The 25,293-nt window shown below is 69.5% G+C and carries 22 protein-coding genes and 1 tRNA gene; 12 read left to right on the top strand and 11 right to left on the bottom strand.

Features of this window, described 5'->3' with window-relative positions; translation table 11 throughout:
* Positions 1 to 12: 12 nt before the first annotated feature.
* Positions 13 to 942: a homoserine kinase gene (gene thrB, locus A605_RS06085; protein ID WP_015400629.1), complete on the bottom strand. Its 930-nt coding sequence runs from the start codon at positions 940 to 942 to the stop codon at positions 13 to 15.
* Positions 943 to 963: 21 nt separating this feature from the next.
* Positions 964 to 2,310 carry a homoserine dehydrogenase gene (locus tag A605_RS06080; RefSeq protein WP_015400628.1) on the bottom strand — a complete coding sequence of 449 codons (1,347 nt, stop codon included), beginning with the start codon at positions 2,308 to 2,310 and terminating at the stop codon, positions 964 to 966.
* Positions 2,311 to 2,730: 420 nt separating this feature from the next.
* Between A605_RS06080 and A605_RS06075 the strand changes: the two genes are divergently transcribed.
* Positions 2,731 to 3,525, top strand: a complete 795-nt coding sequence (locus A605_RS06075; RefSeq protein WP_015400627.1) for a hypothetical protein — start codon at positions 2,731 to 2,733, stop codon at positions 3,523 to 3,525.
* 258 nt (positions 3,526 to 3,783) lie between these two features.
* Here the strand turns inward: A605_RS06075 and lysA are convergent, their stop codons facing one another.
* Entirely contained in the window at positions 3,784 to 5,130 is a 1,347-nt protein-coding gene (lysA, locus tag A605_RS06070) for a diaminopimelate decarboxylase (protein ID WP_015400626.1), read from the bottom strand.
* A 3-nt stretch (positions 5,131 to 5,133) separates the two neighbouring features.
* Complete coding sequence (gene argS, locus A605_RS06065; RefSeq protein ID WP_015400625.1) at positions 5,134 to 6,786, bottom strand: arginine--tRNA ligase; 1,653 nt, start codon at positions 6,784 to 6,786, stop codon at positions 5,134 to 5,136.
* 264 nt (positions 6,787 to 7,050) lie between these two features.
* Here argS and A605_RS06060 point away from each other — a divergent pair, with 264 nt between their 5' ends.
* The 5 genes from A605_RS06060 to catC all read left to right on the top strand — a co-directional run bounded on the left by A605_RS06060 (position 7,051) and on the right by catC (position 11,300).
* Entirely contained in the window at positions 7,051 to 8,622 is a 1,572-nt protein-coding gene (locus A605_RS06060) for an alpha/beta fold hydrolase (RefSeq protein ID WP_015400624.1), read from the top strand.
* Between the two features lie 104 nt (positions 8,623 to 8,726).
* A tRNA-Arg gene (locus tag A605_RS06055) sits at positions 8,727 to 8,800 on the top strand.
* A gap of 169 nt (positions 8,801 to 8,969) precedes the next feature.
* On the top strand, positions 8,970 to 9,965 hold the full coding sequence (locus A605_RS06050; protein WP_015400623.1) for an alpha/beta hydrolase: 996 nt from the start codon (positions 8,970 to 8,972) through the stop codon (positions 9,963 to 9,965).
* Between the two features lie 319 nt (positions 9,966 to 10,284).
* On the top strand, positions 10,285 to 10,920 hold the full coding sequence (locus tag A605_RS06045) for a class I SAM-dependent methyltransferase (RefSeq protein ID WP_015400622.1): 636 nt from the start codon (positions 10,285 to 10,287) through the stop codon (positions 10,918 to 10,920).
* Positions 10,921 to 11,009: 89 nt separating this feature from the next.
* The gene (catC, locus tag A605_RS06040; protein WP_015400621.1) at positions 11,010 to 11,300 is read left to right on the top strand and encodes a muconolactone Delta-isomerase; all 291 of its coding nucleotides are present in this window, start codon (positions 11,010 to 11,012) and stop codon (positions 11,298 to 11,300) included.
* Positions 11,301 to 11,390: 90 nt separating this feature from the next.
* On the opposite strand, the gene A605_RS06035 is transcribed toward catC, so the two are convergent.
* From A605_RS06035 to A605_RS06025, 4 genes are all read right to left on the bottom strand, one after another.
* Positions 11,391 to 12,077: an SDR family oxidoreductase gene (locus A605_RS06035; RefSeq protein ID WP_015400620.1), complete on the bottom strand. Its 687-nt coding sequence runs from the start codon at positions 12,075 to 12,077 to the stop codon at positions 11,391 to 11,393.
* A gap of 106 nt (positions 12,078 to 12,183) precedes the next feature.
* On the bottom strand, positions 12,184 to 12,495 hold the full coding sequence (locus tag A605_RS15270) for a hypothetical protein (protein ID WP_149029390.1): 312 nt from the start codon (positions 12,493 to 12,495) through the stop codon (positions 12,184 to 12,186).
* On the bottom strand, positions 12,492 to 12,719 hold the full coding sequence (locus A605_RS06030; RefSeq protein WP_015400619.1) for a PspC domain-containing protein: 228 nt from the start codon (positions 12,717 to 12,719) through the stop codon (positions 12,492 to 12,494). Before A605_RS06030 ends, A605_RS15270 begins: the two co-directional genes overlap by 4 nt.
* A 136-nt stretch (positions 12,720 to 12,855) precedes the next feature.
* A complete protein-coding gene (locus A605_RS06025; RefSeq protein ID WP_015400618.1) occupies positions 12,856 to 13,374 on the bottom strand; it encodes a MarR family winged helix-turn-helix transcriptional regulator in 519 nt (172 codons plus the stop codon).
* A 288-nt stretch (positions 13,375 to 13,662) separates the two neighbouring features.
* Between A605_RS06025 and A605_RS06020 the strand changes: the two genes are divergently transcribed.
* Positions 13,663 to 14,199 (top strand): YceI family protein, encoded by a 537-nt coding sequence (locus tag A605_RS06020; RefSeq protein WP_015400617.1) that lies wholly within the window; start codon positions 13,663 to 13,665, stop codon positions 14,197 to 14,199.
* 105 nt (positions 14,200 to 14,304) lie between these two features.
* Here the strand turns inward: A605_RS06020 and A605_RS15945 are convergent, their stop codons facing one another.
* From A605_RS15945 to A605_RS06000, 3 genes are all read right to left on the bottom strand, one after another.
* A complete protein-coding gene (locus tag A605_RS15945; protein ID WP_015400616.1) occupies positions 14,305 to 16,977 on the bottom strand; it encodes an AAA family ATPase in 2,673 nt (890 codons plus the stop codon).
* Positions 16,978 to 16,982: 5 nt separating this feature from the next.
* Entirely contained in the window at positions 16,983 to 18,128 is a 1,146-nt protein-coding gene (locus tag A605_RS06010; RefSeq protein ID WP_015400615.1) for a metallophosphoesterase family protein, read from the bottom strand.
* 237 nt (positions 18,129 to 18,365) lie between these two features.
* Positions 18,366 to 18,941, bottom strand: a complete 576-nt coding sequence (locus A605_RS06000) for a CueP family metal-binding protein (RefSeq protein WP_027004458.1) — start codon at positions 18,939 to 18,941, stop codon at positions 18,366 to 18,368.
* A gap of 385 nt (positions 18,942 to 19,326) precedes the next feature.
* On the opposite strand from A605_RS06000, the gene A605_RS05995 reads away from it, so the two are divergent.
* From A605_RS05995 to A605_RS05970, 5 genes are all read left to right on the top strand, one after another.
* On the top strand, positions 19,327 to 20,049 hold the full coding sequence (locus tag A605_RS05995) for a response regulator transcription factor (protein ID WP_015400612.1): 723 nt from the start codon (positions 19,327 to 19,329) through the stop codon (positions 20,047 to 20,049).
* On the top strand, positions 20,046 to 21,266 hold the full coding sequence (locus A605_RS05990) for a sensor histidine kinase (RefSeq protein ID WP_015400611.1): 1,221 nt from the start codon (positions 20,046 to 20,048) through the stop codon (positions 21,264 to 21,266). Before A605_RS05995 ends, A605_RS05990 begins: the two co-directional genes overlap by 4 nt.
* 297 nt (positions 21,267 to 21,563) lie before the next feature.
* Positions 21,564 to 23,819, top strand: coding sequence for a copper-translocating P-type ATPase (locus A605_RS05980; RefSeq protein WP_081602093.1), 2,256 nt, complete (start codon positions 21,564 to 21,566; stop codon positions 23,817 to 23,819).
* 49 nt (positions 23,820 to 23,868) lie between these two features.
* The gene (locus tag A605_RS05975; protein WP_015400608.1) at positions 23,869 to 24,555 is read left to right on the top strand and encodes a DUF305 domain-containing protein; all 687 of its coding nucleotides are present in this window, start codon (positions 23,869 to 23,871) and stop codon (positions 24,553 to 24,555) included.
* A gap of 284 nt (positions 24,556 to 24,839) precedes the next feature.
* On the top strand, positions 24,840 to 25,277 hold the full coding sequence (locus A605_RS05970) for a tautomerase family protein (RefSeq protein WP_015400607.1): 438 nt from the start codon (positions 24,840 to 24,842) through the stop codon (positions 25,275 to 25,277).
* Positions 25,278 to 25,293: the final 16 nt, after the last annotated feature.

Genomic DNA, 25,293 nt, shown 5'->3' with positions numbered 1-25,293 from the left:
AACGGTCCAGAACTAGACCGTGCCGACCTCCACCGTGACCGGGCCGGCCACCTCGAGCTCGAGGACGCGCAGGTTGTCCTCGCGCGCCTGGTCGAGGATCCTCTCGTCGATCGGCTCGGTGGACAGGACCATGACGGTCGGGCCGGCGCCGGAGAGGTAGGCCGCGTAGCCGCGGTTGCGCAGGCGGTTGATCCACTCGGCGGTCACGGGCAGGACCTCGGCGCGGTAGGTCTGGTGCAGCCGGTCGCGGGTGCCCTCCCAAAGCAGTTCCGGGTGGTTCTGCAGCGCGACGGTCATCACCGCGGTGCGGGAGACGTTGAAGCGGGCGTCGACGTGCGTGACGTGGTCCGGCAGCACCCGACGCACCGCCTGGGTCGAGGCGTGGAAGTCCGGCACCAGCGCCGTGGCCCGGATTTCCGGGTGGACCGGCAGCTGCACCGCCTGATAGGACGGCTGGCTGCGGCCGTCGACGGGCACCGTCGTCCAGGAGACGACGGCCGAGCCGAGCACCGAGGCGGCGGCGTTGTCGGGGTGGCCCTCGAAGGCCGAGGAGAGCTGGACGATCTGCTCCCCCGTCAGCGGGGAGTCGGCCAGCGCATTGGCCGCGACCACGCCCGCGACGGCAGCCGCCGCCGAGGAACCGAGTCCCCGCGACTGCGGGATGGCGTTCGTGCAGACGACCCGCAGGCCGGGCGCCTCGACGTTCGCCGCGGTCAGCCCCGAACGGATGGCCTTGACCACCAGGTGCGAACCGTCGAGCGGGAGTTCGCCCTCCCCCTCGCCGTAGACCTCGATCTCGAGGCCGGCGTCGGTGACCTCCACCTCGACGGTGTCCCAGATGCCCAGGGCCAGGCCCAGGGTGTCGAAGCCGGGGCCCAGGTTCGCCGACGAGCCGGGCACGGAGACGGTGGCCTTGGTGCCCACCTCCAGCAGGATGCTCATGAGTGTGTCTACGCCCCCGTCTTAAGCGCCGAGGCGGATGACGCTGTTGATGGCCTTGACGTCCGGCATCGCGGAGAGCTCCTCGACCGTGGCGCTCAGGTCCGCCTCGGTGGCGGTGTGGGTGACCACGATGAGACGGGCGTTCTCGCCGGACTCCTCCTGGCGCACGGTCTTCAGCGACACGCCGCGGGCGGAGAACTTGGCGGCCACCTCGGAGAGCACGCCCACGCGGTCCACGACCTCCATGTCGATGTGGTAGCGGGTGGGCACGACGCCGAAGTCGGCGATCGGGAGGTTGGCGTAGGTGTTCTCGCCCGGGGCGCGGCCGCCGTGGACCTTGTTGCGGGCGGCGCCGACGACATCACCGAGGACGGCGGAGGCGGTCGGGGCGCCGCCGGCGCCGTTGCCGTAGAACATCAGGGAGCCGGCGGCCTCGGCCTCGACGAAGATGGCGTTGTAGGACTCGTTGACGGCGGCCAGCGGGTGCTCGCGGCGCACCAGGGTCGGGTGCACGCGGGCGGAGACCGCCTCCCTGCCCTCGTTGTCGGTGACGCGCTCGCAGATGGCCAGCAGCTTGATGGTGTAGCCGGCCTCGCGGGCGGCCTCGATGTCGGCGGCGGTGACGCCGGTGATGCCCTCGCAGTGGACGTCGTCGAACTTGACGCGGGTGTGGAAGCCCAGGGACGCCAGGATCGCGGCCTTGGAGGCGGCGTCGTGGCCCTCGACGTCGGCGGTCGGGTCGGCCTCGGCGTAGCCCAGCGCGGTGGCCTCGGCGAGCGCGTCATCGTAGTTTGCGCCGGTGGAATCCATGGCGTCGAGGATGAAGTTGGTGGTGCCGTTGACGATGCCGGAGATGCGCTGGATGTTGTCACCGGCCAGCGAACGGCGCAGCATGCCGACCACCGGGATGGCGGCCGCGACGGCGGCCTCGAAGTACAGGTCGACGTTCGCGGCGTCGGCGGCGTCGGCGAGCTCGTCGGCGTGCGCGGCCACCAGCGCCTTGTTGGCGGTGACGACGGACTTGCCGGCGTTCAGGGCGGCCAGGACGAGCTTGCGCGGGTACTCGATGCCGCCGATGACCTCGACGACGATGTCGACGTCGTCGCGCTCGATCAGGCTCATCGCGTCATCGGTGATCAGCTCCGGGTCGACGCCCTCACGCGGCTTGGACAGATCCGAGACGGCCACGCCCTTGAGCTCCAGCGGCCCCCCGATACGGTGCGCGAAGGCCTCCGAGTGCTCGCCCATCAGGCGCAGCACCTCGGAACCGACGGTGCCGTGGCCCAGAATGGCGATGCCGACCGGCTGGCCGGCGCCCTTGCCGGGGTTGAAGGTGCTGCGCTCCGAGTTCGCGGTGGTCGCGGTCATGTCTCTCCCTGGGTTGTACGTGTCCTTGCCGGGTGAATGCTCCGGGCCAGACTACCGGGGCGGCGTCGGCGCGCCGCCTCCCGGGGCCGGTTCCGGACGTCCCCTTCCACGCCAGCATAGACTACTTGGTCCATTTCGCACGGACAGCGACAGGCGGCCGCCGATCGTGCCGCGCACAGCGGTGCCGCCTCCCGCCCCGGCTACACCATTTCGGGTGCCTTCCCATGACCGGTGGATCATCCTTTCGTTCCGCTAACCTGTCCGGATGCGGCGTTCTCGGTTAAACTATGACCACTTCCCGCCGCAGTGCGGGTGTCGGCGTTTATCCGCCCTCCGCCCCCTTGCTTTCCCGCCGCCCGTCACGAGGCGGCCGCCCGCGCCCCGGAGTCCCCCGCAGACAACCGAGGAGGCCCCCGTCCCATGACCCTTCGTCGTACCGCAGCGGCCACGGTTGTCTCGGCCCTCCTGTTCGCCGGACTCACCGCCCCGACCGCGGGGGCCAGCGAGACCTCCGTCACCGACGGTACCTGCACCGTCTCCGCCTCGGCCCGGGAGTACGAGAACTTCGTCTCCGCCGCCGGCGTCTTCGCCGCCAACTGGGCCCGCGAGATCATCCGCGACACCCCGGCCGTCTCCGCCGACATGTCCACCGCCCGCGCCTGGTACGCGGACAAGACCTCCGAGGAGGTGGACTCCCGGCCCGAGGAGGTCCGCGCCGCCGAGGAGCGCATCGACGCCGCCGGGGTCCGCGCCGGCTACCGCGAGGGCGAGACACTCGCCCCGCTGCAACTGCTGATCCTGCGCAACGACCGCCGTACCCACGGCTCCGTCAGCTGGTTCGACTCCCACCGCATGACCACCTCCGAGGCGCGCACCCGGCTGGCGGACGCGCGGAGCTCCGGCCAGCCGGCCATCCTCGCCTCGACGCGGACGGACCTGAGCGTGCCCGCCGACGAGGCCTGGAACCGCGCGTGGGAGGCCACCCCGCAGATCCAGGCGCAGCACGACGCCGCCCTCGCCGAGCTGGAACTGTGCGCCGAGGGCACACCCGGGGAGGTCAACCGCACCACCGGGAACGTGAGCGTCAGCGAGGCCCCCACCCCGGCTCCGACGGTCTCCGGCGGGCTCGCGGGCATCGTCAGCGGGCTCTACGCCGCGGTCGTCCAGCTGCTCTCCCGGCACATCCCCGAGCTGCGGGCACTGTTCACCGGGTGAGCGGCACCGGCGTGTGACGGCTACCCGGGTCCCCGCCCGGTTTTCCGGCCCGACGGGGTCGAAAGCACCTGGTCGAAAGGGCTCGTCCTTTCGACCCCGTTGGTCGAGACCACATCCCCTTTCGACGACGTGATCTCGACGAACACCCGCAGCCACACCCCACCGGCTCCAACCCCGCTCCCCTGAACCGGCAGGAGCCGCCCCGATGACCATTCACCGGGGCGGCTCATCTCATGGCCGTCAGGGAAACGGCCGGGCTCACGCCTCCAGCGAGAGGATGTCCTCGATGGTCTCGCGGCGCAGCATCAGCTTCGTCTTACCGGCGCGCACCGTCACCACGGCCGGGCGGGCGAAGGCGTTGTAGCGGCTGGACATGGCGTAGCAGTAGGCGCCCGTCGAGGCCAGGGCGAGCAGGTCACCGTTGGTGATGTCGTCGGGGTAGGTCGCCTCGTTGACGAGGATGTCGCCGGACTCGCAGTGGGAGCCGACCACGCGGGTGGACACCGGCTCGCCCTCGGTGAAACCGGAGACCACGCGGGCGTCGTACTCCGCCCCGTACAGGGCGGGGCGGATGTTGTCGGACATGCCGCCGTCGACGGAGACGTAACGGCGGGTGGTGTCGTCGTCGACGTGGACGTCCTTGATGGTGCCGACCTCGTAGACGGTGACGCCCGCTGGGCCGGCGATGGCGCGGCCGGGCTCGACGAGGACGGTCGGGGCGTCGATACCCAGCTCCGCAGCGGTCTTGCCGACGGCCGTGAGCAGGTCGTGGGCGACCTCGTCGACGTTCAGCGGCTCCTCGTCGACGGTGTAGGCGATACCGTAGCCGCCACCGAGGTCGAGTTCCGGCAGTGCCACGCCGAGCTCGGAGTGGATGCGCGAATACAGCTCGAGGACGCGTTCGGCGGCCAGGGAGAAGCCCTGGGCGTCGAAGACCTGGGAGCCGACGTGGCAGTGCAGGCCCACCAGCCCGAGATTCTCGGCGCGCACGGTCGCCTCGGCGGCGCGGAAGGCGGAGCCGGAGGCCAGCGAGAAACCGAACTTCTGGTCCTCATGGCTGGTGGCGATGAACTCGTGGGTGTGGGCCTCGATGCCGGGCTTGACGCGGATCAGCACCTCCTGGACCTTTCCCTCGGACGCGGCGATGAAGTCGAGCAGCTCGAGCTCCTGCTCGGAGTCCAGGACCACGTGGCCGACGCCCTCGCGCACGCAGGCGCGCAGAAAGTCGACGTCCTTGTTGTTGCCGTGGGCGGTGACGCGCTCGGCCGGGAAGTCGGCGGCCAGGGCGATGCGCAGCTCGTTGAGGGAGGCGACGTCCAGCGACAGCCCCTCCTCATCCACCCAGCGGGCGACCGTCTTGGTCAGGAAGGCCTTGGATGCGTAGTGGACGCGCTCGGGGCCGCCGAAGGCGCGCGCCATGTCCTGGCAGCGGGAGCGGAAGTCGTCCTCGTCGATGACGAAGACGGGCGTGCCGTACTCCTCGGCGATCTCGGGCAGCGGTACTCCCGCGATGGTGACCACGCCGTCCTCCTGGCGGACAGCGTTGCGGGGCCAGACGTGTGCTGGCAGGTTGTTGAACTCTTCGGTCGCGGTGGACACCTGCATTGATTACATCCTCTCCGGTGCGGTGACGCCGACAAGGCCGAGAGCGTTGGCCAGGGTCTGGCGGGTGGCGGTGGCCAGGGCCAGCCGGGCGGCGTGAATCGGCTCGGCGGACTCACCGGCCTTCGGCAGGATCTGGCAGTTGTCGTAGAAACGGTGGAACACGCCCGCCAGTTCCTCAGCGTAGCGGGCGACGCGGTGCGGTTCGCGCAGTTCGGCGGCGGCCGTGACGACGGCCGGGAACTCGCCGAGGGTGCGGATGAGGTCGCCCTCGCGCTCGTGGGTGAGCAGCGAGAGATCGGCACCGTCGTGGGTCACGTCGGCCTCGGCGGCCTTGCGTGCGATGGAGCACAGGCGGGCGTGGCCGTACTGGACGTAGTAGACGGGGTTGTCCGAGGACTGGGAGGCCCACAGCGCCAGGTCGATGTCCAGGGAGGAGTCGACGGAGCTGCGCACCAGCGAGTAGCGGGCGGCGTCGATGCCGATGGCCTCGACGAGGTCGTCGAGGGTGATGACGGTGCCGGCGCGCTTGGACATGCGCACGGCCTCGCCGTCCTTGAGGAGGTTGACCATCTGGCCGATGAGCACCTCGACCCGCTCCGGGTCGTAGCCGAGTGCTGCGGCGGCGGCCTTCAGGCGGGCGATGTAGCCATGGTGGTCGGCGCCGAGCATGTAGATGCACAGGTCGTGCCCGCGCTCGATCTTGTCGACGATGTAGGCGATGTCGCCCGCGATGTAGGCGGCCTCACCGTCGGACTTGATGACCACCCGGTCCTTGTCGTCGCCGAAGTTGGTCGAGCGCAGCCACCACGCGCCGTCGGCCTCGTAGAGGTTGCCGTTGTCCTTGAGCTGCTGTACGGCGCGTTCGACGGCGCCGGACTCGAACAGGGAGTTCTCGTGGAAGTAGACGTCGAAGTCGGTGCGGAACTCGTGCAGGGACTCCTTGATGTGCTCGAACATCATGTCCACGCCGAGCGCGCGGAAGGTCTCCTGCACGTCCGCCGGCTCACCGTCGAGGGCGTCCGGCCGCTTCTCGACGACCGCGTCGGCGATCTCGCGGATGTAGTCGCCGCCGTAGCCGTCCTCCGGGGTCGGCTCTCCCTGGGCGGCGGCGACCAGGGAGCGGGCGAAGCGGTCGATCTGCCCGCCATGGTCGTTGAAGTAGTACTCGCGGGTGACCTGCGCACCCGCGGCGGTGAGCACGCGGCCGAGGGAGTCGCCGACGGCGGCCCAGCGGGTGCCGCCCAGGTGGATCGGGCCGGTCGGGTTCGCGGAGACGAACTCGAGGTTGACCTTCCTGCCGGAGTAGAGATCGACGTTGCCGAAGGAGCCGCCGGCCGCCAGGATCCGGGCCACGATGTCGCCCTGGGCGGCGGCGGCCAGCCGGATGTTGAGGAAGCCGGGACCGGCCACATCGGCGGCGTCGATGGCGTCGTCGGAGGCGAGCGCCTCGGCCAGCCAGCCGGCCAGCTCACGGGGGTTGGTGCCGGCCTTCTTGGCGACCTGCAGCGCCAGGTTGGTGGCGTAGTCGCCGTGCTCGGGGTTGCGCGGGCGCTCGACGGTGACGGTCTCCGGCAGCACGGAATTGTCGAGGTCGCGGGCGGCGAGCACGCCGCCGGCTGTCTCCTTGATCAGGGACGCAAGATCTGCAGGTGTCATGGGCAGAAAGTGTATCGGAGCGCGGGCGCGCGGACAGAACCGGGGAGATATTCCCCGCGCGCGGGTGAATGCGCGGGTGAACCCGGGGCGCCCGACCACCTCCGGAGAGGGGAAACCGGCCCGCGGCGGCAGGCCCGCACCGGCGGTGTGGCGCCACTCCCCCGCCGCGGGGGTGGGAGGCGGGGTGCCCTCGCGCGATTCCTATCACACCGATACATTCGAGACGTTACTGTTTTCCTCCCCCGAAGAGAAAGTTCGACGCCGATGCCGACAGCCCGTCGCACACTGGCCGCCTCCGCCGCCTCCGCACTCATGGTGCTCGGGCTGGCGGCCGTCCCGGTCCAGGCCCAGACCCAGACCACCGCCGCCCCGGAGATCGCCTGGGAGGAGTGCCCGCCGCAGGTCACCGACACCACCGCCGACTGCGGCCGCATCGACGTGCCCATGTACCACTCCGATCCGACCGGCGCGCAGATCAGCGTCGGCTTCGTCCGCGTGCCGGCCGACGACCAGGCCAACCGCCGCGGCGTGCTCTTCGGCAATCCCGGCGGCCCGGGCGGTGACGCCTACAGCTACTTCGGCAACCCCGACGCCATCGCCTGGCCCGAGGGCATCACCAACGAGTGGGACCGGGTGGCCGTCCAGCCGCGTGGCCTGACCGGTTCCACCCCGGTCGACTGCAACGAGCTGGCCCCGGGCTACTCGGATCTCGACATCATCACCCGCGAGGGTGCCTTCGTGCGGGACTCCTGCGAGATCGGCACCCCGGGCTACACCGCCAGCCTGACCACCGAGAACACCGCCGAGGACTGGGAGTGGGTCCGCCGCGCGCTCGGTGAGGAGAAGATCTCCATCATGGGCCTGAGCTACGGCACCTTCCTCGGCTCGGCCTACGCCACCAAGTACCCGCAGCACACCGACCGCGTGGTGCTCGACTCCGGGATGGACCCCGCCAAGGCGTGGAACGGCGTGATGGATTCCCAGGAGGGCGGCTACATCGGCAGCCTGCACGACTTCCTGAACTGGGTCGCCGCCCGCAACGAGACCTACGGCCTGGGTGACACCCCGCTGGCCGTCTACCAGGCGTGGTCGGCGCGGGTCGTCGCCGAGTCCGGCACCAACCCGACCGTCGTTCCCCCGCCGGCCCGGATCGGCGACATCCCGCCGGGCCTGGAGTGGGCCGGCCAGGCCGCCGCCGACATCATGACCGCCACCGGCGGGGCCCGCGTCCAGGCCGAGGGACTGGCCTCCCAGGTCGCCAACCCCGGCTCCTTCCAGTCCACCTCCCTGACCCTGCAGATGACACGGCAGATGCTGCCCATGCCGAACCAGTGGGACACCCTCGCCCGCGTGATCAACGGCACCGAGCCGCTGCCCAACCCCGAGGAGGTCGGCACGGAGGTGCCGGAGGAGCTGGTCACCGCCGTCAACATGCAGCGGCTGATCATGTGCAACGAAAACCAGGTGGCGCCGAACCCGGCCGACGTCCTGCCCTACGCGTGGACGTCCTTCATCACCGGCGACATCTTCTCCGCCCCGAGCCACCAGTTCTCCTCGGGTGCCGCCTGCTCCGGCTTCGCGCCGGTGACCGGTCCGGCCCACGTGGACGGCTCCGCACTGGAGACCCGCCCGCTGCAGATCCAGGCCACCGGTGACCCGCAGACCCCCTACGCCGACTTCGGGCCGCTGGCCGAGGCGATGGGCAGCCACGTCATCACCGTCCACGGTGCCGGCCACGGTCAGGTGGGCTTCGGCAACGCCGCCGTCGACGAGGCGGTCGTGGAGTACCTGCGCACCGGTCACACCGACGTCACCGACGTCCCGGGCGTGGAGTAGTCCCAGCGGGCGACCCGCCGGAGGGGGGTGATTGGGTACCGTCTCCGGCGTCGTGCTAGAATTTCATCGTTGTCAGCCCGGCACCGCTCCGGGCAGCGACGTCAGTCTCCGTAGCTCAGTGGATTAGAGCATTGGTTTCCGGTACCAAAGGTCGCAGGTTCGAATCCTGTCGGGGACACAGAAACGGGAGACGGTCCCGGAGGAACGGTCGGTTCCTCCGGGACCGCCTCCTTTTGCGTCACCCATCCGGTGGGACGATGCCCGGACGCGCCCGCAGTTCGGCCAATTCCACTCCGGGAAGCACCGACGCCTGCTAGGTTGTGACCCAACCCACACAGGAGGATGTCATGACTGCCACCGGACCGTACAGCATCACCCCCACCCGACCGCCGTTTTCCCCGGATCTGCTCGATTCGCTGGCCACGGCCCAGGAGCTCCTTCCCGACTTCGCCACCACGGACCTTGCGGTCGTGCGGGAAGCCATTGCCGCCCAGAAAGACGCCCTCGACCTCACCGTCGGCGGTTCCGTGGTGCACGAGGATGTCACCGCCCCCGGCCTCGGGGATGATCCGGACATCATGCTGACGATCTTCCGGCCCGCCGCCCTGCCGGAGACCGCCCTTCCGGTGATCTTCCACATCCATGGCGGTGGCATGATCATCGGCGACCGGTTCACCGGGGTCATGTCCTTTCTGACCCACGTGTCCGAGGGTGCCGCGATCGTCGTGACGGTCGAGTACCGCCTCGCCCCGGAGCACCCCGACCCGGCCCCGGTCAACGACTGCTACGCGGGTCTGCGGTGGGTCGGCGAGAACGCGGATGCCTTCGGTGGCGACCCGGAGCGGATCATGGTCGCCGGGACGAGCGCCGGCGGCGGGCTCAGCGCCGGCGTCGCGCTCATGGCGCGGGACCGCGGATTCCCGGCCCTGACCCACCAGGTCCTCCTCTGCCCGATGCTCGACGACCGTTTCCTCACCCCCAGCTCGCACATGCTCGACCGGGAGGGTGTGTGGGACCGCAACGCCAACCTCTTCGGCTGGACCGCGCTGCTCGGCGAGCGGCGCGGGGGCGAGGACGTCTCCTATTACGCCGCGCCGTCGCGGGCGTCGGTGGAGGAGCTCGCCGGGCTGCCTCCGACCTTCCTCAATGTCGGTTCCACCGAGACGTTCCGGGACGAGGACCTCGCCTACGCCCAGGCGCTGTCCCAGGCTGGTGTGCTCGTGGATCTCGTGATGACCGGCGGCGGGTTCCACGGTTTCGACGGCCTCGCCCCGGAGGCGAAGAGCTCGAAGCGGCACAGCGCGGCCCTGGACGCCTACCTGCGCGACGCCCTCGAGGGCTGACCCGGCACCAGGGGCAGGGCTTGCGCCGCGACCACGAGTCGCTGCGCGAAGAGCCGACACCTGCCGGCCGTCATCGCAGGGCGGGATGAACCTGCACGCCCGGATGCGGCCGGGCAGCAGGCTCCGGCGCGCGGGGCCTCGACAGGCCCGTCGAGAGTCATCCCGTACACCTTCGCCAGCGGGAGAAGCTGCCCCGGGACGTGGGACGCGTCGACCGTCAGGAACACAATTTTGCCGTTCGGCAAAGAACATTGCGCTTGCCGTATCCGTCGTGCCACGCTGGGCGTCTTCCCGCCGCCAACCGAACAGGAGACTCCGGATGCACGACTTCGACAAGCCCTACTGGGACCGACACTGGGCCCCGCCCGAGAAACATACGCACGGCCATGCCCCTGACCTTCCGCCGAACCCCCATCTCATCGACCACGTCCGGGATCTGTCCGCGGGCACGGCGCTGGACGCCGGATGCGGCGCCGGCGCGGAATCCGTGTGGCTGGCCGAGCAGGGATGGCGGGTGCTGGGCGCCGACATCTCGGCCCACGCGCTCGAGGCGGCCGCGCAACGCGCACGGGCGGCATCGGTGGACGACCACATCACGTGGGTCGAGGCCGACCTCACGGAGTGGGAGCCGGCGGAACGCCACGACCTGGTGCTGACCTGCTACGCGCACCCCACCATCCCCCACGGTGAGTTCTACCGGCGCATCTCCGGGTGGGTGGCCGTCGGCGGGACCCTGCTCATCGTGGGGCACCTTCCCGACGCCGCGGGCCACGGCCACGGTCACGGTCACCACCACCCGACGGAGGCGACCGTCACCGCCGCGGACATCACCGCCAGCCTGGAGGACGGCCGCTGGCGGATCGACTCGGCCACCGAATCCACCCGCACGGTCCACACCCCCGCCGGCGAGCGGGTGCTCCGGGACGCGGTGGTGCGGGCGACCCGGCTCAGCTGACGGGCAGGTGTAACCTCCCCCGCCACGTTCTCTTTGAAGGTAGGCTGCGGAGTGCACAATTGTTCGCTTCGTGAAAGGTTCTTCCGAGAATGCTGTTCCTGGCCCGTATGGACGTCCACTTCCCCGAGTCGCTGACCCCCGAGCAGGTCGCCGACTTCCAGGCCCGCGAGAAGGAGTACTCGGGCAACCTGCAGCGTGAGGGCAAGATGAAGGGTATCTGGCGCGTCGTCGGCGAGTACGCCAACTACTCGATCTACGACGTCGAGAACAACGATGAGCTGCAGCAGGTCATGGCCGGCTTCCCGATGTTCAAGTACATGAACGTCAAGATCACTCCGCTGGCCGAGCACCCGAACCACACCGACGCGGTGGCCTACTAGTCCGGGAAAGCTCCCGCCGCGGACGCCGGAAACGGCCCGCCCCCTCCTGCGTGGACAGGAGGGGGCGGGCCGTTGGTCCCGGTGGGAAGTTTATTTGATCGCGTCCACGATCGGGGTGTCCCCGTCGTAGAAGTTGATCTTCTCGCCCACGCCCGCATTGGCGGCGACCGCGTGGACGATCACCTCGGCGACGTTCTCGCGCGAGGTCTGCCCCTCGCCCTCACCCGGGTCGCGGCCGTCGATCTGGCCCTCCCGGTCGACGTGCCGGATGCGGCTGGTGGCCGGTTCCAGGGTGAGCATCCCGGGGCCGAGGATCGTGTAGTCGAGCCCGGAGCCGCGCAGGTGGGCGTCGGCGTCGTGCTTGGCCTTCGCGTACGGGTACATCTTCGCGTCCTCGTCGAGCCGGTCGACGTCGATGTCGGCGGTGACGTAGGAGACCATGACGTAGCGCCTGACACCCGCCTGCTCCGCGGCGTCCATGGTCCGCACGGCCGCCTCGTAGTCGACGGCGTGGGTGCGGGCCGGATTGCCGCCGCCCGCGCCCGCGGAGAACACGACGGCGTCGGCACCCCGGAAGACCTCGGCGAGCTCACCGACGACGGCGGTCTCGATGTCGAGCAGCACCGGGTTGGCGCCGTGCTCCTCGATGTCCGCCTTCTGGTCCGGATTGCGGATCACGGAATCGACCCGGTAACCCGCCTCCCGGAACTTGGGGGCGGCGAGCAGGGCGACCTTGCCGTGACCGCCGATGATGACAACGCGCTTTTCCTCGGCCATCTTTATCTCCTTCCGCGCCGGATACGGCGCACGGTGTGTCCGCCGACCGGGGATGGAATCCCGCGGTCGGCGGCTTCCTGCCCCCGAGGATACGGAAAATCACCGCTCACCGGTGGACGGGCTCCGGGGCCGGACAATGCGGCGGCGTCACGCGCCGGTCGACGACGACCGGGAGCGCGATGGTGCCCACCACCAGCACCGCCGTGACGGCGGAGAGCACCGTGACGGCCCCGGCCAGCGGAAGCGCGAAGGCCGGCAGGCCGATCACCACCGCGGGGACCCCGGAACCCAGGTAGAAGGCCAGGTAGAGCGCTCCGTTGACCCTGCCGCGATCCGCCGCGCTGAGCGGCGACGGTACAAATCCGGCCCGGCCAGGAACACCTGGCCGGGCCGGATGGTCGTCCCCCGGGCCGCTCATCGGGCCGGCATGATCACCCAGGCGATGACGTAGGCCAGGAACTGGGGGCCGGGCAGGATGACGGACAGCACGAAGATCAGGCGGACGAGGGTGGGGTTCCAGTTGTAGGTCTGGGCGATGCCGCCGAGCACACCGGCGACCCACCGGTCCGAGGTGGAGCGGGCGAGTCGACGCTGGTGGTACGGGAGACGCTCGGCGTTGAAGTCCTGGGTGGCGTCGGTCATGGTGGCGGGGTTCCTTCCTCTGGTGCGGTTGAGATTCATTCTTCCGCGGGAAGGGGGTCCGCCACATCGGGATATGCCCCTAATCCAACCCTGATTTTTCGGCTACCGGACGCCCCGGCACCCCGGTCAGCCCGGGTCAGTCCCGGGCGGAGATGGACGGCGGATCCAGCAGCCGGCCGGTGAAGCCCGGCTGTCCGGGCACGTTGTCGACGGCCATGATGTTGTCCATGAACTCGCGCAGCACCGGCACCATCTTCGGGTCCAGGTGGTCGAAGACCAGGCGGCGCACGCTCTCGACGTGCTCGGGGGCGGCCTGCTCGAGCCGCTTCTGCCCCTCCCCCGTCAGGGTGACGATGACGCCGCGGGCGTCGCCCTCACTCTTGTGCTTCGAGACGAGTCCCCGGCGCTCCATCCGGGTGATCTGGTGCGAGGTGCGCGAGCGGTCCCATTCCAGCTGGGCGCACAGGTCACGCAGACGCAACGACTGCCCCTCCGCCTCGGACAGCGACACCAGGACGGAGAACTCGGAGGAGGACAGTTCGCTGCCCACCTGGAGGGTGTCGTCCATGCCTCGTTCGATCTTGCGCATCGAGGCCAGAATCAGTCGCCACAGCGACTGTTCGTCATCGTTGAGCCAGCGTGCTTCCGTAGCCATATCAACAAGGATAGCCCGTGGTCAGTCCGGAACCGAACCGTTGACGATAATTCGGGGCAGCGCACCCACCGGTCCGTGACCGACCGGGCCACCGGAGCCCCGGGACAGCCCTGCCCCCACTCACCTGCGGGAAACGTCTGCCCCATTTTATGTTGACACATCACAAACCTTTGGTATCGTGGGCATCACGGCCCGCTGCGGACTTCCCGGAAGCTGCGCAGGGTCCATTAACGTGCGGGCCTCCGTGCCCGCCGACACAACACACGATCAACTTTTTAGGAGCACCGCATGAGCAACCTGAACGGCACCTACGTCCTGGATCCCTCCCACACCGAGATCGGCTTCGTCGCCCGCCACGCGATGGTCACCAAGGTCCGCGGCTCCTTCGAGGACTTCGAGGCCAAGATCGTCATCGACACCGAGAACCCGGAGAACGCCTCCGCCACCGCCACCATCAAGACCGTGTCGGTCAACACCCGCAACGAGGACCGCGACGTCCATGTCCGCGGCGGGGACTTCTTCGACACCGAGAACTTCCCGGAGATGACCTTCAACGCCACCTCCTTCGACATCCAGGACGACAAGGAGGGCACCGTCACCGGTGACCTGACCCTCAAGGGCGTGACCAAGCCGGTCACCCTGGACGTCGAGATCGCCGGCGTCGAGGAGGATCCGTTCGGCAACACCCGTGTCGGCTTCGAGGCCTCCACCAAGATCAACCGCAAGGACTTCGGCATCGACTTCCAGGCCCCGCTGGGCTCCGGCGGTGTCCTGGTCTCCGAGGAGATCAAGATCCAGATCGACGGCTCCGGCATCAAGCAGTAGTGCTCTTCCCCGACGGGGGCAGCCACCCCGCCTGGTCGGGACGACCCCGCCGCACCACCCCCTCTCCCGGGTGGCGCGGCGGGGTTTCCGCGTCCCCGGGCCCCGCTACAGCAGGCGGCCGGCGGCCTTGAGCTCCTCGATCGGGTACTCGGTGCGGCCGGTCACCCGCGAATAGCGCTGCGGCACACACGTGAGCACCACGACCTGGCCGGTCCTGCCCATGTCCGAGAACAGCGTGGCCATCAGCTGCAGACGCGAGGGATCGGTGGAGCCGAGCGCGTCATCGACGACGACCGGCACCGGCACCGTGCCACCCGCACCGTCGACACCCTCCTTCGAGACCAGCCGGGCGATGGCGAAGCGGGTGAGGATCGCCAGCTGCTCCCTCGCCCCGCCCGACAGTGACTCCAGTGGGACCGAACGGTCCCCGATGCTGCGCGCCTCGACGTCGAGGCTGTCCGTCAGCGTGAACTCCACGTCCGGCCCGAAGACCGTGCGCGCCAGGACGGTCAGCTGCTCCGCGAAGGGCTGCGCGTAGCGGCGCCGCGCCCGCGCCCGATGCTCCTGCAGCGTGTCGCGCAGCAGCCTCGCGGCCTGCGCGCGCCGCTCCACGGAGGCCAGCCGGTTGGCGGCGGCCTCCTCGGCGGCGGTGGCCTTCTCCAGCTCCTCGGCCGCGCCGGTGGCCTGCTCGATGCGTCCGGTGAGCTCGGCGAGTTTGCGCTCCGCCTCGGCGACGGTCTTCTCCAGGGAGGACAGGTGCTCCCGGGCGCCCTCCCACATCTTCGTCGCCAGCTCCGGGTCCTCCCTGGCCAGGGACTGCTCGGCCTCGGCGACCCGGGCGGCGGCCTCCTCCACGGCGGCCTCCGCGGAATCGACCTGCCGGTGCAGACCCTCCTCCGGGTTCTCCTCCTCGGCGGCCTCGAGTGCGCGGCGGGCACGGTCGGCGGCGAGCTGGTCGCCCTCGACCTGGGTGCTCAACCTGGTCAGCGCCGTGGCGGCCTGCCGCTCCCGCCAGGGCACCAGCGCCGCATCCACCTTCGACACCCGGCCGGTCGCCTCCTCGAGGGCGTCGGTGGCCTCCTCCACGGCGGCCGCGGCCCGCTCGGGATCGCCGTCGCCGTCGACCCCGTTGTCCGCCTCGACCTCAGTGAGCTCACCGCTCAACCGGGACAGTTCCGCCCGCAGGGCATCGACGTCGTCGCCGCGCACCAGCCCGGCGCGCTCGCGGGTCAGCCCCGCCAGATCCTCGTCGACCCGGCGGGCGGTCTCGCGGGCGGTGCGGGCCGCCTCGACGTCGGCGCAGCCGAGATCCTCGAGCAGGTCCGCCAGCGCGCGCTCGGCTGCGGCTACGGCGTCGGTGGCGGGGGTGGTGCCGGTGTGTCCGGCGGAGTAGACGGCGGTGACGGCGCCGATGGTCAGGGTGGTGCCCTCGCGCAGCTCGACGACGTGCTCGTCCGCCCGGATCTCGACGTCCGCGTCGTCGACGGTGACGGAGGTGGTCTCCGCCGCGCTCAGACGCAGCTTCGCGGCGGCGGCCTCGCGCAGGCGGCGCTGGAGCGTCAGTTCGGTGGCGGCGTCCTCGACCGCGCGCAGATCCTCATCGGTGACCCGGGGGCCGGCCGACTGCTCCCGCAGTCCGCGGATCCGCTCGTCGAGGGCGTCGATGTCCGCGAGTCTGGCGGCCAGCTCATCGCGGCGGGCGAGGTCGGTGAGCAGACGGTGACGGGCACGGGCCCGCTTCAGCGCCTCGCGGGCCGCATCCTCCTGCGCCCGTGCCTCGTCGAGCTGTTCACCGAGAGTGGTCAGCTGCTGGTCTTCCTGGGCGGCCTTCTCCTGGGCCTCCGCCAGGCCGCGGCTGCGCTCGGCCAGCGCCTCCGCCAGCTCGGTCACCCCGGTCTTCTGCTGCTCGCGGGCGGCCACGGCTGCCCGGGCCCGGGTGAGCGTGTCCTCGGCGCGGGTGAGGTCCCCGCGCAGCCGGTCCGCCTTCTCCTGCGCGGCGGCGGCCTGCTCCGCCTTCTCCCCCAGTGCGGTGACCTCCGCCCGGGCGTCGGGGAGCTGGGCGGTGGCCTCGTCGCGGTCACGGGTGACGGTCTCCACGCGGGTGACGAAGCCCTCGAGCTCGGCGACGGCGGCGCGGGCGTCGGCAAGGGAGGCCCGGGCCTCGGCGTGCTGGGTGCGGGCGGTCTTGAGCACGCCGGCCTCGGCGCCCTTGCCGGCGGTGTAGTAGCGGGTGTACTCCGCCTCGACGGCCTTCATCAGGGCGGAATCCTCGGTGCCGGAGGCGGCCCCGGTGTCCTCCGCGCCGTCGAGTGCGCGGGTCAGCGACGGGATGCCGGTGGCGTCGCCGGCGGTGTCGATGTCCCCCTGACGCAGGAACAGGGCCCTGAGCAGGCCGTCATCGAGGAAATCGGCCTTGAGCCGGTCGAGCTTCTCCTCCGCCTCGTCACCGGTGTGGTTCTCGCGCGCCGGGGCGGTGATCGTCAGCTCCGCCTTCGCGCGCCGCAGCCAGGTCTTGGCCAGGGTGAAGGTGTGCGGGCCGAGCGTGGCGGTCAGGGTGACGGACGGGGCGGCGTCGCGGTCGACGGGCTGCAGCTCCCGCAGGGTCTTCTTCTTCGAGGAGTGCTTCTCGTTGAGCACGGCGTGGAGGGCGTCCAGGATGGTGGACTTGCCCTGCTCGTTGTCGCCGGAGATGACGATGACGCCCGTCTGCGGCAGGTCGGTCAGCTCGAGGTGCTCGATGCCGCGGACGTTGTCGATGGTCAGTGAGTGGATGCGCATGACGCTTAAGCCTCCTTCGTGAGCCGGAACAGCAGGTTGACGGCGTCCCGGGCGACGGGCTCCTGCTCCGCCCGGCCGATGAGGTCCTCCATGGCCGAGGCCGCGAAGCCGGCGATGTCGAGCGAGGCGAGTTCCTCCGCCCCCGGCTCCAGGTGCAGGTCCATCAGCCGTTCTCGGGGCCGCAGTGAGGCGAAGACCGGCTCGAGTTCCTCCAGCCCGGCCTCGAGTCGGCGGGTGGCGGTCATGTCGAGGGTGCCGCGCAGGGCGTACTTGAGGACGGTGGTGGCCTTGCGCTCGTAGGCGCGCAGGGTGTCCAGGAACTCCTCGACGTCCTCAAGGGAGGAGACCTCGCGGGTCAGCGCCTCGAAGACCCACTGCCCCACCGGGACCTTCTCCACCTCGACGGCGGCGTCGGTGGCCGAGGTCTTGTCCACCGTGACCACCAGGGCGTTGCCGGAGTCGGTCTCCCCGCCCTCCACCCCCTCGGTCAGGTCGTGGAAGTCGGTGGTCTCCGGCGCCCCGGAGAACCACACCCGCCCGCTCGTGCCGACCTGGCGGGTGGAGTGGGTGTCGCCGAGGGCCAGGTAGTCGATGGTGCCCTCGGCCAGGCGTTGCTCGACGAAGGCGAGGTCGATCTGGTCCGGGGAGGCGTCGTTGCTGCGGGATTCCGCCTGGCCGTGGCCCACTGCGACGCGGATGCCGTCGGTGGGCTCGAGCGGTGCGAGCGCCTGCCGGACCAGATCGGTCGTGGCCCGCTTGGCCGTCAGCGGTGCGCCGATAAGCTCCACCCCCTCGGCCACGGTGACCGGTTCCGTGTCCGCGATGACGTGCACACCCTCACCCGTGGTGCGGTAGAAGATGGAGTCGGCGACCAGGGGATCATGGTTGCCGGGCAGCAGGTACACGGGCACGGGCAACCGGCGCAGGGCCTCGAGCGCACGGCCGGTGGTGCGCTGGTTGAGCGAGTTGTGTTCGAACACGTCGCCGGCGACGACGATGAACGCGCAGTCGTACTCCCCGGCGATCTCGCCGAGCCGGTCGATCGCCCCGATGCGCGCCTCGTCGAAACGCGCCTGGGCTTCGCCCTCGAGGAACCAGCGGGTCATTCCCAACTGCAGGTCAGAGGTGTGGAGGAAGCGGGTGGAGGTCATGGGTCAAGGTGTATCAGACAGGCCGGACACGGTGCCCGATGTGTGTCAGCTGCAGGTTCGGACACGCGGACCCCGGGTGGCGTGGAAGGCCGATGCCGGGAGGGACCGGTTCGACGGCCGCGGCCTCGCTGAACTGTTGACCGGTCACCGACTGGGCCATCACGCCGCCGGTCATGGCGAACCCGGATGCGGCCTGGTGCGCCATGGAGAGGCCGGTGCTCCCTGCGGGGGCGATCATCAGGTCAGGCGCAGATCGGTGAGGCAGGTGGCGCCCTCATCGGTGGTGGAGAACCCGGTGGTACCGGTGTGGCCCTGGTAGCTGACCTCGACCGTGCCGGTGGTGTCGCTCGGCATCCAGAAGCCGATGAACCCGTTGTCGAAGGTGGTCACCTGCTCATCGACCAGCTGTTCGCCGGTCGCACCGTCGGTGATCGTGACGTGGATGTTCTCGTTGCCCAGCTCGCCCAGGCAGGTCGTCAGGCTGTGGTAGAAGCAGTCGTGTGTCTGATTCACATACGGCGCAATCGACACGTAAGTCTGATTCTCCGGCAGGTCGAGGACCACCTCCCGGTTGTTGTCCGTGAGGAGCAGCTCATCGGGGCGCACCGAGGCGATCAGGTCGGTGGACCGTTCAGCGACGTCGACCCGGTCGAGGTGGTCGATGATCCCGGCGGTGTCCATGCCGTCGAGATCATGGGCGGCCAGGAACTCCTCCTGGGACGCCTCACCACTGGCAGTGGAATCAGAGCCAGCTGTTGAACATCCGGTCAGTGTGAGGGCGAGGGCGGCGGCCCCGATCGTTGCTCTTTTCACGTCCATCTCCTTGAGTCATCGGGCGGCCCGGGATCGGCGCCACAGACTTTTCTAGCACGCACCCTTCGCGCCCCTTAAATAAAACGACTGCTCACAGCGCTGTAAAACGCCGGGAGCAGGCCCGGGCGGCGGCCCCGCCCACGGTGGTTGCGGTACGGATCTCCGCGTCGGGCTGGCCGCCACGGCACCACGGCGGACACTCGTCCGTGACGAGAACCCCTGGTGGGGAGGCCCAGCTTCCGTCCCGGGAGAGACCTTTTCTCCTCCGTGTGGGGACGAGTGCCCTCCAGACAGGCCCACGGTTCATGAAGATTTGGCGAAGATGTGGCCTGTGGGGGGCCCGGATCCGCCTGCTCTGTCGCATCCTCGGGTGATACTGGGACCCATGGTTGCCCGAACAACGACACAGGATCGGCCCGCCGGCAAGGTCCTCGTCGTCGACGACGAGAAGCCCCTGGCCCAGATGGTGGCCAACTATCTCATCCGCGCCGGTTTTGACGTCGCGCAGGCCCACACCGGGAGCCAGGCGGTGGACGACACCCGCAGGCATGAGCCCGATGTCATCGTGCTTGATCTCGGCCTGCCCGGCATGGACGGCCTCGAGGTCTGCCGTCGGATCCGCACCTTCTCCGACTGCTACATCCTCATGCTCACCGCCCGTGTAAGTGAGGATGACAAGATAACCGGCTTGACCACCGGTGCCGACGACTACATCACCAAACCGTTCAGCATCCGTGAACTGGTCACCCGGGTCCTTGCCGTCCTGCGCCGCCCACGGACCGGCGCCGCCGGGCCGCAACCGGCCACCCCTCACGTCTTCGGCGACCTCGTCGTTGATCCGGCCGCCCACGAAGCCCGCGTCGAGGACACCGCCGTGGCCCTCACACGCACGGAATTCGAGCTGCTGGTCGCCCTGGCCGCCCGCCCCGGCCAGGTCCTCTCCCGCCACGAACTCATCACCGACGTCTGGGACACCTCCTGGGTCGGTGATGAGCGCATCGTTGACGTACACATCGGCAACCTGCGCCGCAAGCTCGGCAACGATGCCCGGGGGCGTGGCTACATCGACACCGTCCGCGGGGTCGGCTACCGGATGGGACGGCCATGAGAAACGAAACCGGACTGACCTTCCGATTCCTGGCCGCCCAGGTCCTGGTCGTGACCGTCAGCCTGATCGCCGCGGCGGCCGTGGCGTCCCTGGTGGGCCCACCCCTGTTCCACCACCACCTGCTGATGGCCGACCGATCGGATCCCGCCCTCGAACTGCTCCATGTCGAGCAGGCCTACCGTGACGCCGGCCTGATCACCCTGGCGGTCGCGGTACCGACCGCCCTGATCTGTGCGCTGTTGGCCAGTCTCTGGCTCTCCCGCCGGCTCCGGACACCCCTGCAGGGCCTGACCCGTGCCGCCACCACCGTGGCCGGCGGCAACTACCGGGTCCGCGTCCCCGCCGGCAACGCCGGCCCGGAGGTCACGACCCTGGCGCACGCCTTCAACACCATGGCCCACCGGCTCGAACACACCGAGGAGGTACGTCGGCAACTGCTGTCGGATCTCGCCCACGAGATGAGCACCCCGGTGTCCGTGCTCGCCGTCTACCTCGATGGACTCCAGGACGGGGTCGTCGACTGGAGCCCCGCCACACAGGCGGTGATGGCCGAACAACTGAAACGTCTCACCCGTCTGATCGAGGACATCGACGACGTCTCCCGCGCCCAGGAGGACCGAATTGACCTGGACCTCGCCGAGGAACCCCTCGGCGAGCTCCTCCGTGCCGCAACCGCTGCGGTTCGGGAGGACTACCAGGCCAAGGGCGTGGGGCTGCAGGTGGAGGTCGGCACCTCCGGGGTAACCGTCCTCGTCGACCGACAACGCTTCGGCCAGGTGATGGGCAACCTGCTCTCCAACGCGCTGCGCCACACCCCCACCGGCGGGCAGGTCACCGTCAGCGCGGTACGACAGGGATCGGGCACGGTCCTCATCGAGGTCGCCGACACCGGCGAAGGACTGACCGGCGACCAGCTGGGCCACGTCTTCGAGCGGTTCTACCGGGGTGACACCGCCCGCGGCCGGGACAACGGCGGCTCCGGTATCGGCCTGACCATCTCCCGTGCCCTGGTTGAAGCCCATGGAGGCGCACTCACCGCGACGTCCGCGGGACCCGGTGCCGGAGCGGTGTTCACTATCCGTCTTCCCCGGCCCTCAAGGGAGCGTCCACTGATGCACGATGGTCTCCATCACCCCTCGGCTGATACGCGGCCGGGATACAGACTGAAGGATGAGGTCCCCGCCCCAACCCATCAATCCCAAGGAGCTTCCCGATGACGACCCAGACTCCCCGCCTGCTGCCACTGGCCTCCGCCGGATGCGGGTACTGCGCGCCCTCCGGGACCGCGTCGGCCCCTCCCGCCACCGAAGACGGCCCAACACCTGACCTCGCGGTCATTTTCGAGGCGACGGGATGACCTGCGGACACTGCACAGGCAGCTTCACCACGGTTACCGTCAGCGGCGGCACCTCCCCGGGGACTGTCCGCCGGGCGACCGGGCAGGCCGGGCACACGGTCCCCATTTCCTGACTGACCCACCCATCACCGCACATGAGGTGAGAGGAAGGAGTGTCATGACAACCCCTCGCCAGCACGGCGATCACCACGCCGACCATGCCGATCACGATCAGCACATGGACGCGGACACCCACGGCCAGGCGATGCCTCACGAGCACCCGCACTCGGCGGTGGACGAAGAACACCCGGCCCGTACCCCTGGTGGGCACGCGGGCCACGGCCATGATCAACACGATGAGCACCACGTCCACGATCACGGCGAGCACGCCGGTCACAGTGTGGCGATGTTCAGGAACCGCTTCTGGTGGTCGCTGGTCCTGTCGGTTCCGGTCGTGTTCTTCAGCCCGATGTTCGCCGAGATCATCGGCTACCAGATCCCGGAATTCCCCGGCTCCACCTGGATCGCGCCCATCCTGGGCACCGTGATCTTCTTCTACGGCGGCCTGCCGTTCCTTAAGGGCGGATGGACGGAACTGCGCTCCCGCCAGCCGGGCATGATGCTGCTAATCGCCATGGCGATCACCGTGGCGTTTGTCGCCTCCTGGATCACCACCCTCGGGATCGGTGGATTCCACCTCGACTTCTGGTGGGAGCTGGCGCTGCTGGTGACCATCATGCTGCTGGGCCACTGGATGGAGATGCGCGCACTGGGCTCGGCCTCCTCCGCCCTCGACGCCCTAGCCGCCCTGCTGCCGGACGAGGCCGAGAAAATCGAGGGCGACACCACCCACACCGTGGCCATCTCGGAGTTGGCCCCGGGCGATACCGTCCTGGTGCGGGCCGGAGCCCGCGTACCGGCCGACGGGACCATCGTGAACGGCGCGGCCGAGTTCGATGAGGCGATGATCACCGGGGAATCCCGGCCCGTTTTCCGGGACACCGGCGAAAAAGTGGTGGCCGGGACGGTGGCCACCGACAACACCGTCCGCGTCCGCGTTGAGGCCACCGGCGGGGACACCGCTCTGGCCGGTATTCAACGCATGGTCGCTGATGCCCAGGAGTCCTCTTCCCGCGCTCAGGCGCTCGCCGACCGGGCGGCGGCGTTGTTGTTCTGGTTCGCCCTGGTTGCCGCCCTGATCACCGCGGTGGTCTGGGCGATCATCGGCAGCCCGGACGATGCCGTGGTACGCACCGTGACCGTGCTGGTCATCGCCTGCCCGCACGCCCTGGGCCTGGCCATCCCGCTGGTCATCGCGATCTCCACCGAGCGGGCCGCGAAGTCCGGGGTGCTGATCAAAAACCGCATGGCCCTGGAGCGGATGCGCACCATTGACGTGGTGCTGTTCGACAAGACCGGCACCCTGACCGAAGGCGCGCACGCCGTCACCGACATCGCCGCCGTTCCCGGCACCACAGAGGGCCAGCTGCTGGCCCTGGCCGCTGCCGCCGAAGCCGACAGCGAACACCCCGTGGCCCGGGCGATCGTCACCGCCGCCACCGAGCACCCGGAGGCCTCCCGTCTCGGACTGCGCGGCACCGATTTCACCGCCGCCACCGGCCGCGGGGTCCGCGCCACTGTCAACGACGCCGAAATCCTCGTCGGCGGACCCAACATGCTGCGCGAACTCGACCTCACCACACCGGGCGAGATCACCGACACCACCCGCTCCTGGACCGAGCGTGGGGCCGGCGTGCTGCATATCGTCCGTGACGGCCAGATCATCGGTGCCGTGGCGGTCGAGGACAAGGTCCGCCCTGAATCCCGCGCGGCTGTAAAGGCCCTGCAGGACCGCGGGGTCAAGGTCGCCATGATCACCGGCGACGCCCGTCAGGTCGCCCAGGTGGTCGGTGAGGATCTGGGGATTGATGAGGTCTTCGCCGAGGTCCTGCCCCAGGACAAGGACACCAAGGTCACGCAGCTGCAGGACCGTGGCCTGAGGGTGGCCATGGTCGGTGACGGCGTCAACGACGCCCCGGCCCTGGCACGGGCCGAGGTCGGCATCGCCATCGGTGCCGGCACCGATGTGGCCATGGAGTCCGCCGGGGTGGTGCTGGCCAGCGACGACCCCCGGGCGGTGCTGTCGATGATCGAGCTCTCGCGGGCCAGCTACCGCAAGATGATCCAGAACCTCATCTGGGCATCCGGCTACAATATCGTGGCCGTGCCCCTCGCTGCCGGTGTGCTCGCCCCGGTCGGGTTCGTGCTGTCCCCCGCCGTGGGCGCCATCCTGATGTCGCTGTCGACCATCGTGGTCGCACTCAACGCCCAGCTGCTGCGCCGGATCACCCTCGATCCGGCGCAGCTCGCCCCCACCGACCCGAAGGAGGAAGAAATCATTGGGCCGGAGTCCCCCGCAACCACCACTCACTGACCCCTTCATTCTCGAACCACACCTGGAAATCACCGTGAAAGGAACCATCATGAAGCGCACCACCACTCTCGCCGCCCTCACCCTGACCTCCACCCTGGCCCTGGCCGCCTGCGGCAATGACACCGGAGGAGACAACGGGGATTCGACCACCGGTACGGCCACTGACACCGCCACCTCCGCCCCGGCCACCACCGATGAAGGTGACACCGCCACCGAGACCACCACGACCGGGACGGGCGGGGAGATCTCCGCCGAGCACAACGACGCCGACGTGATGTTCGCGCAGATGATGATCCCCCATCACCAGCAGGCCGTGGAGATGAGCGAGATTCTGCTGGCCAAGGACAACATCCCGACCGAGGTCGCTGACTTCGCCCAGGGTGTTATCGACGCCCAGGGCCCCGAGATCGACCGGATGAACGCCATGCTCGAGGCGTGGGGTGAGCAGCCGGTCACCGGATCCTCTGGCATGGGTGGGATGGATCACGGCGAGATGGGTGGCATGAGCGGGATGATGACCGAGGAGGACCTGGCGGCCCTGGAGAACGCCCAAGGTACGGAGGCGGCCCGGCTCTACCTGGAACAGATGACCGCCCACCACGAAGGCGCCGTCGACATGGCCCGCGATGAGGTCAATGACGGCCAGAACCCGCAGGCCGTGGCCCTGGCTGAGCAGGTCATTGAAGACCAGGAAGCCGAGATCGCCGAAATGGAGCAGATGCTCCAGAACCTGTAAGCGTCCCCTGCCGGTCGGGAAGTTCCCCCAGCGTGGGTTCACGCCGCGTAGCGTGCCCCGGTCCCCCTACCCCGACGGGGTGCCGGGGTCCGGGACGGCCCGAGAGCCCTCGGCGCGAGAGAGCTGCAATCCGTGGGACAACCAGAACCATCGAGAGCTGGGGATCACCCCTACCCGGAAACTCTGGGCACTCCTCACACCGACGGCAGGCTCACCCCCTGGGGTCCATCGGTGTATTCAGGTTAAACGCCCCGGATGAGCCAATCACCGAAAGGACGCCGTCGATGCCCAGTTATGCCGTCTCGTCCCGTGCCGGGCTGATTGACCAGGAACGCCGCGCGGCGGTGGCGGACCTGTTGACCACTCTCCACCGCGACATAGCCGTCGCCCCGCGCTACCTGGTCCAGGTCATCTTCAATGACCTGGATGCAGGGGCACTTTTCCTGGCCGGACGGGAGGCCCCCGAAGGGCATGTCTGGATCCACGCCGACATCCGCTCCGGGCGCACCGCGCAGCAAAAGACGGATCTCTTGGAGCAGATCACCTCGAAGGTCGCTGATGTGCTGGAGCTTCCTCCCGAGCATGTGTGGGTCTACGTCAATGAGATCCCCGGTGAGAACATGACCGAATACGGCAAGCTCCTGCCGGAGCCGGGCAAGGAAGAGGAATGGTTCGCCACGCTTCCGCAATCACTGCAGGAAGAACTGTCTGACCTGCGGTGACTCGATCGCCGGGCCC

This window comes from Corynebacterium halotolerans YIM 70093 = DSM 44683, from assembly GCF_000341345.1.
GTDB classification, from domain to species: domain Bacteria; phylum Actinomycetota; class Actinomycetes; order Mycobacteriales; family Mycobacteriaceae; genus Corynebacterium; species Corynebacterium halotolerans.
The sequence above is the reverse complement of the archived record's forward strand: the minus strand, read 5'-3'. Positions and strand labels throughout refer to the sequence as shown.